6 protein-coding genes are annotated in these 7,097 nt (G+C 64.3%); 4 read left to right on the top strand and 2 right to left on the bottom strand.

Going from position 1 to position 7,097, the window contains the following annotated elements; translation table 11 throughout:
* The coding region (locus KEM60_RS02450) for an ABC transporter ATP-binding protein (protein WP_255574156.1) at nucleotides 1–1,062 on the bottom strand (1,062 nt) is incomplete at its 3' end.
* 105 nt (nucleotides 1,063–1,167) lie between these two features.
* A complete protein-coding gene (locus tag KEM60_RS02445) occupies nucleotides 1,168–2,766 on the bottom strand; it encodes an ABC-F family ATP-binding cassette domain-containing protein (RefSeq protein WP_219105936.1) in 1,599 nt (532 codons plus the stop codon).
* Nucleotides 2,767–2,904: 138 nt separating this feature from the next.
* Between KEM60_RS02445 and KEM60_RS02440 the strand changes: the two genes are divergently transcribed.
* The 4 genes from KEM60_RS02440 to KEM60_RS02425 all read left to right on the top strand — a co-directional run bounded on the left by KEM60_RS02440 (nucleotide 2,905) and on the right by KEM60_RS02425 (nucleotide 7,082).
* A complete protein-coding gene (locus tag KEM60_RS02440) occupies nucleotides 2,905–3,840 on the top strand; it encodes a neutral zinc metallopeptidase (protein ID WP_219105935.1) in 936 nt (311 codons plus the stop codon).
* A 182-nt stretch (nucleotides 3,841–4,022) separates the two neighbouring features.
* Nucleotides 4,023–5,180 carry an ABC transporter substrate-binding protein gene (locus KEM60_RS02435; protein ID WP_219105934.1) on the top strand — a complete coding sequence of 386 codons (1,158 nt, stop codon included), beginning with the start codon at nucleotides 4,023–4,025 and terminating at the stop codon, nucleotides 5,178–5,180.
* 4 nt (nucleotides 5,181–5,184) lie between these two features.
* Entirely contained in the window at nucleotides 5,185–6,315 is a 1,131-nt protein-coding gene (locus KEM60_RS02430) for an iron ABC transporter permease (protein ID WP_219105933.1), read from the top strand.
* The gene (locus KEM60_RS02425; protein WP_219105932.1) at nucleotides 6,312–7,082 is read left to right on the top strand and encodes an ABC transporter ATP-binding protein; all 771 of its coding nucleotides are present in this window, start codon (nucleotides 6,312–6,314) and stop codon (nucleotides 7,080–7,082) included. The genes KEM60_RS02430 and KEM60_RS02425 overlap by 4 nt, the downstream gene beginning before the upstream one ends.
* The last annotated feature ends 15 nt before the right edge of the window (nucleotides 7,083–7,097 follow it).

Genomic DNA, 7,097 nt, shown 5'->3' with positions numbered 1-7,097 from the left:
GGGTAGGGGGTGGGGGTGGGTGGGTTCGGGGAGGGAGTTGGGGAGGTCGAGGACTTCGAAGACGCGTTCGAAGGAGATGAGTGCGGTGAGGATGTCGACGCGGATGTTGGAGAGGGCGATGAGGGGGGTGTAGAGGCGGGCGAGGAGTGCGGTGAGTGCGAGCAGGGTGCCGACGGTGAGGGTGCCGTTGCTGGCGAGGACGCCGCCGAGTCCGTAGATGAGGGCGGTGGCGAGGGAGGCGAGGAGGGTGAGGGTGGTCATGAAGATGGAGCGGTTCATGGCGATGCGGATGCCGATGTCTCGGACTGCTCCGGCGCGTTGGGCGTATTGGGTGGCTTCGTGGTGGGGATTGCCGAAGAGTTTGACCAGGAGGGCGCCGGAGACGTCGAAGCGTTCGGTCATGCGGGTGGCGAGGTCAGCGTTGACGTTCATGGCGCGTCGGGTGAGGGCGCCGAGGCGGGTGCCCATGCTGCGGGCGGGGATGAGGAAGAGGGGGAAGAGGAGGAGGGCGGCGATGGTGAGGGGCCAGGAGAGGGAGCTCATGGTCGCGATGATGACGAGCAGGGTGATGGTGTTGCTGACGATGCCGGAGAGGGTGGAGGTGAAGGCTTGTTGGGCGCCGATGACGTCGGTGTTGAGGCGGGAGACGAGGGCGCCGGTGTGGACGCGGGTGAAGAAAGCGATGGGTTGGGTGCTGACGTGGTTGAAGACGTGGGTGCGGAGGTCGTAGATGACGCCTTCGCCGATGGTGGCGGAGAGCCAGCGTTGGGTGACGGTGAGGGTGGCTCCGAGGAGGGCGATGGCGGCGACGAGGAGGGAGAGGCGGATGACGTGGCCGGTGTTGTGGGTGATGACGCCGTCATCGATGATGCTGCGCAGGAGGAGGGGTGGTGCGACGGTGAGGAGGGCGTCGCAGATGACGAGGACGATGAAAAGGGCAATGCGGGTGCGGTGGGGCTGCGCGTAGGTGAGGACGCGGCGGGCGGTGCCGGGGCGTAGATGTGTGCCGTCGAGGCGGTCCTGGGAGAGGGCCCGCATGGTGGCGAAGGGTGAGGTGCTCACCGGCGTACGCCTGGGGTGATGTGGGGTGTTGGCGGGTATCGGTGAGCGTTGTGGTCCACCGATTGAGCGTAGCGGTGGGGGTGCGCGGTGGTGGGTGTTGCGGTATCAGGCCAGGGAGATCAGGTCGAGGTAGTCGGTGTTCCAGAGGTCTTCGACGCCGTCGGGCAGGAGGAGGACGCGCTCGGGTTCGAGGGCGGCGACGGCGCCTTCGTCGTGGCTGACCAGGACGACGGCTCCGGTGAAAGTGCGCAGTGCGGCGAGGATTTCTTCGCGGCTGGCGGGGTCGAGGTTGTTGGTGGGTTCGTCGAGGAGCAGGACGTTGGCGCTGCTGACGACGAGGGTGGCGAGGGAGAGTCGGGTTTTTTCGCCTCCGGAGAGTACGGCGGCGGGTTTGTCGACGTCGTCGCCGGTGAAGAGGAAGCTGCCGAGGATTTTTCGGACGTCGGTTTCGCCAAGGTCGGGGGCGGCGGATTTCATGTTGTCGAGGACGGTGCGGTCGACATCGAGGTTTTCGTGTTCTTGGGCGTAGTAGCCGATTTTCAGGCCGTGGCCGGGCTCGACGCGGCCGGTGTCGGCGGTGTCCAGGCCGGCCAGGATGCGCAGGAGGGTGGTTTTTCCGGCGCCGTTGAGGCCAAGGACGACGACTTTGCTGCCGCGGTCGATGGCGAGGTCGACGTCGGTGAAGACTTCCAGAGAGCCGTAACTGCGGGATAGTCCACTGGCGCGGAGGGGGGTTTTGCCGCAGGGTGCTGGGTCGGGGAATCGCAGTTTGGCGACTTTGTCTTGGCGGCGTTCGCCTTCGACTCCGGCGAGGAGTTTTTCGGCGCGTTTGGCCATGTTTTGGGCGGCGGTGGCTTTAGTGGCTTTGGCGCGCATCTTGTCGGCTTGGGCCATCAGCGCAGTGGCTTTTTTCTCGGCGTTGAGGCGTTCGCGTTTGCGGCGTTTTTCGTCGGTTTCGCGTTGCTGCAGGTAGGTTTTCCAGCCGACGTTGTATTGGTCCATCTCAGCGCGGTTGGCGTCCAGGTGGTAGACCTTGTTGACGACTTCGTCGAGGAGGGCGACGTCGTGGCTGATGACGAGAAGCCCGCCTTTGTAGGTCTTGAGGTGGTCGCGCAGCCAGGCGATGGAGTCGGCGTCGAGGTGGTTGGTGGGTTCGTCGAGGAGAAGAGTTTGCGCGCCGGAGAACAGGATGCGGGCAAGTTCGACCCGGCGGCGTTGTCCACCGGAGAGCGTTTCGAGGCGTTGGCCGAGGATACGGTCTTCGATGCCGAGGGCGGCGGCAATGGTCGCGGCTTCGGATTCGGCGGCGTATCCGCCAGCGGCGTCAAATTGGGCTTGGAGGCGCGGGTAGCGGGCCATAGCCCGTTCGTGAGTTTCGGGGTCGGCGCTGGCCATGGCGCCCTCAGTTTCGTGCATCTTGCGCACGATGTCATCGAGACCGCGGGCGGAGAGGATGCGATGGCGCGCTAGGACGTGCAGGTCGCCGTCGCGGGGGTCCTGCGGGAGGTAGCCGACCTCCCCGCTGCGGGTGATGGTTCCAGCGGCGGGGGCATTCCAGCCAGCGAGGACTTTGGTGAGGGTGGTTTTGCCGGCGCCGTTGCGTCCGACGAGGCCAATGCGGTCGCCAGCGGCGACACGGAAGGTGACATCTCCCAGGAGGAGCCGGCTTCCGGCGCGGAGTTCGATGCCGGTGGCGGTGATCACAGAAGATGCCTTTCGCGTGCTGCGGTTTTGGGGCCAGCTCATTACCCTAACGAGTGCTGCGGTTTTGGGGCGAACTCATTACCCTGACGGTCGAGACCACGTGCGACGTTGGTCCGGATTTCTGGAGGGGCGTGTCGGATGACGTTCAACGATGATGCCGAGATCGATACCTCACGTATCGAGAGCGGTTCGAGTGGATTGGGCCGTGGCGGACTGGTTCTCGGCGGTGGTGGCGGCATCCTGGGCGTGGTGGCGTTGGTGCTGTACATGGTGTTGAACAATGGCGCTCCTCCCCCGTCACAGCCAGGAGCCAACGGCGCTGGCAGTGGTCTCAACGGGTCGCGCGTGTCGGGAGGCGGCAAGGTCGGCTCGATTGATGTGAGTCGCTGCAAGACGGGCGCGGATGCGAAGAAGGACGATGCCTGCCTGGTCATGTTGACGGAAAACAGTTTGTTCGGATTCTGGACGGAGGCGTTGCCGAAGCAGACGGCCAACAAGTCGCCGTTGCAGCCACCGAAGATCAATGTGTATTCGGGGACGATCTCCTCGGCCTGTGGTCCGGCGTCGAACCAGGTGGGCCCGTTCTACTGTCCGGCGGACAAGAAGATCTACATCGATGCGTCGTTCTTCGAGTTGTTGCAGTCCCGATTCGGTTCCAGCGGTGGCCCGTTGGCGAAGCAGTATGTCGTCGCACATGAGTACGGACATGCCATCCAGGACCAGTTGGGGGTGCTGGCGGCCGCACACAAAGACCCCAAGGGCCCAGCCAGCGGCGGGGTGAAGACCGAGTTGATGGCGGACTGCCTGGCGGGGATGTGGGCCAAGGCCGCGTCGACGACGAAAGACAAGAACGGTCGGCCGGTGTTGCAGCCGATGACTGACGCGGACATCGACGCGGCACTGTCAGCCGCGTCAGCAGTCGGTGACGACCGCATCCAAAAAGCCTCTCAAGGCCGGGTGTCCCCGGAGAACTTCACGCATGGTACGTCGGAGCAGCGGAAACGTTGGTTCATGAAGGGCTACGACGCGACCTCGATGAACATGTGCAACACACTGCAAGCATCGACGTTGTGAGTTTCCCCCTGCCGGGGCATCAGCTCCCCGGCAGGCTTGCACCCCAGGAAGACTCGGTTCTTCCTGGGGTGTTTTGCGTAGGCCTCGTCGGCGATGATCTGGGAGTTTTCCAGCAACACCCACCGATTCTTAGGTTAGGCTTCCCTTCGCTCTTGTGAGATCGTGCAGCAGATAGGAAACCCGTGAAGCTCAAGTCGGCACTCACGGTGGGGGTCCTCTCCACCACCCTTGTCCTCTCGGCCTGCGGGCAGGACCCCGCCTCCCACCCCGCGTCGAGCGGCGCCGCCCTGACCATCACCGACGCCGCCGGACGGACCGTGACCTTCGAGAAGAAACCCCAACGGGTGATCTTCGGCGAACAACGCCAGGCCTACGCCAGCATGGTGCTCAACAAAGACAACCCCGTCGACAAGGTCGTCGCCTGGGGGGCCGACATGGAACGCGCCGCCCCGGACATGTACGAACGCCTCGTCAAAGCCACCCCTGCCGCCAAGGACATCCCCAAAGTCGGTGCCGTCACCTCCGGTGACCTGTCCGTTGAAGCCCTCCTCGCCCACAAACCCGACGTCTACATCATGACCTTGGACTCCATGCGCGCCGCAAAGAAAAACGGCCTGCTTGACCAGTTCGACAAAGCTGGGCTGAAATACGTCGTCACCGACTTCCGGATCGACCCAGCCAAAAACACCAACACGACCATGCGAGCCCTCGGGCAGGTCCTCGACCGCACCGCCCAAGCTGAGGAATTTCTCACCTACTACCGCGATGCCGTCGACCCGGTCATGAAAAAAGCCGGCGCCGCCAGCACCAAGACCTCCGTGCTGATGTGGCGGGCGCCCGGCTTGAAACCGTGCTGCTCCACCTGGAAAGGCGCGAACTTCGGTCAGATGCTCACCCAGGTTGGCGGCGAGAACATCGCCGACTCCGTCCTCACCGGCGAAGAAGGCGATCTGACCGCTGAACAGGTCATCTCCGCCCAACCCAAAGTCGTCATCGCCACCGGCGGCGCCTGGTCAAAGCAAAAACTCGACGAGAAAGCCAAAACCTCGTTCCTGAACATCGGCTACAACACCCCCAAGGACCAAGCAGCCGCATCGTTGAAAGATCTGCAACGTCAGCCCGGGTTCGAACACCTCAAAGCGTTCCACGACGGCGCCGTCCACGGCATCTACCACCAGTTCTACGACGCCCCCTTCAACTTCATCGCCTACCAGGCCTTCGCCAAATGGCAGCACCCCGACCTGTTCACTGACCTCGACCCGGAAAAAAACTGGCATGAGTTCTCTGCACAATTCATGCCCTTCCCCGCTGAAGGCACCGTCATCGCCACGGTGAACTGACCTCGTGTTCCGCTCCTCCCCCACACCGCGAGCAGCCGTGTCGGCCGGTCACACCAGACCGGCCGACACGGCCGTCACCGCTGCCGCCGGGCAGCAGATTCGACTTCTCCGGCAACGCTTCCTGCGCCGTACCCTCATCCTGATAGGCCTGACCGCCCTGGTCATCCTGACCTTCCTCATCGGCATCGCCACCGGCCCCCTCGGCTACGGCCTGAGCGATGTCACCCGAGCAGTGCTCACCCCCGACGCCGTCGACGCCCAACTCCGCACCGTCGTATGGAACCTTCGGCTACCCCCAGCCCTGCTGGCCGTCCTCGTCGGCGCGGCACTCTCCCTCGGCGGCCTCCAGATGCAAACCATCCTGGACAACCCGCTCGCCGAACCCTTCACCCTGGGAGTCTCCGCGTCCGCCGCATTCGGTGCCGCCCTAGCCATCGTCACCGGCATCACCGTCCCCTACCTGGCCGACCAAACCCTGACGATCTTCGCTGGCGGCATGGCCCTGCTCACCGCAGCCGTCATCGCCATCATCTCCATGTGGCGCGGCGCCAGCACCGAAACCGTCGTCCTGTTCGGCATCGCCATGGTGTTCCTTTTCCAGGCACTGCTGACCCTCATGCAATACAACGCCAGCACCGAAAGCCTGCAACAAATCGTCTTCTGGAGCATGGGCTCCATGCAGCGCGCCACCTGGGAAGCCATCACCGTTGTCGCGCTCGCTCTGCTCATCGCGGTGCCAGGATTCGTCCTCAACGGGTGGAAACTCACTGCGATGCGTTTCGGTGACGCCCGCGCCGCCGCCTTGGGAGTCAACGTACGGCGCGTCCGCTTGGTCACCCTCGTCGTAGTGTCCCTGCTGGCGGCAGTATCCGTGGCCTTCGTCGGAATCATTGGGTTCGTCGGACTGGTCGGACCACACGTCGCCCGTGTCCTCGTCGGCGAAGATCAGCGTTTCCTGCTGTTCGGGTCGCTCCTGACCGGCGCCGCTCTCCTGACCACTGCGCACGCCCTGAGCTTGATGATCGTCCCCGGTGTCGCCGTACCGGTCGGGATCCTCACCGCTACCGTCGGTGTGCCCGTCTTCGTGCTGATCATCATGCTGCGTCGTCGACAGGCCTTCGGAGGCGCCCGATGAAACTCGCCCTGAACGACATTCGCTTCTCCTACGGTCGGCGTCCCGCTGTCGCCGGAGTGTGTATGCCCGCCACCGACGGCGTCATCGGCGTCCTCGGACCCAACGGGTCCGGCAAGTCCACGCTGATGAAACTCATCGCGGGGATCCTCCGCGGCACCGGCACTATCACCACCTGGGATGACCACGGCGTTGAATTGAGCACCAGGCAACGCCGGGATGCCCTCGGCTATGTCCCCCAAGATCCCCCCGGAGATGTCGCCCTGACCGTCCTGGAATCGGTGATGGTGGGGTTGCGCCGCCGGGCGGCATGGCACACCAGCGCCACCGAGATCCGCACCGCTTACCATTGCCTCGCCGAGCTCGGCATCGACTCCCTCGCCAACCGATACCTCAATGAATTGTCTGGCGGGCAAAGGCAACTCGCCGGGATCGCGCAGATGACCGTACGACGTCCACCGATCATGCTGCTCGACGAACCGACATCTGCGCTAGACCTGCACCACCAAGTCACTGTCCTGGATTACATCCGAGCCCGCACCGCCGCCGTCGGTGGAGTCACCTTGGTCCCGTTGCACGACCTCAACCTCGCGGCACGGTTTTGCGACCAGCTGCTGGTGTTGCGGGAGGGCACCGACGTCGCGTTCGGCTCCCCCGTCGACGTCCTGACCAGCCACACCTTGCATGACACCTATCGGGTCCGGGCGCGAGTCCTCTCCGATGACGGTGTCCCCGTGGTCACCCCAGTGGGCTTCGCGCCCCCCAGCTAATCCACACCGAACTAG

Source organism: Austwickia sp. TVS 96-490-7B (assembly GCF_019331795.1).
GTDB lineage: Bacteria > Actinomycetota > Actinomycetes > Actinomycetales > Dermatophilaceae > Austwickia.
The sequence above is the reverse complement of the archived record's forward strand: the minus strand, read 5'-3'. Positions and strand labels throughout refer to the sequence as shown.

Bases quoted from the DNA above. Each gene is read 5' to 3' on its own strand.
- KEM60_RS02425 (WP_219105932.1), top strand. From the start codon at position 6,312: ATGAAACTCGCCCTGAACGACATTCGCTTCTCCTACGGTCGGCGTCCC.
- KEM60_RS02440 (WP_219105935.1), top strand. From the start codon at position 2,905: ATGACGTTCAACGATGATGCCGAGATCGATACCTCACGTATCGAGAGC.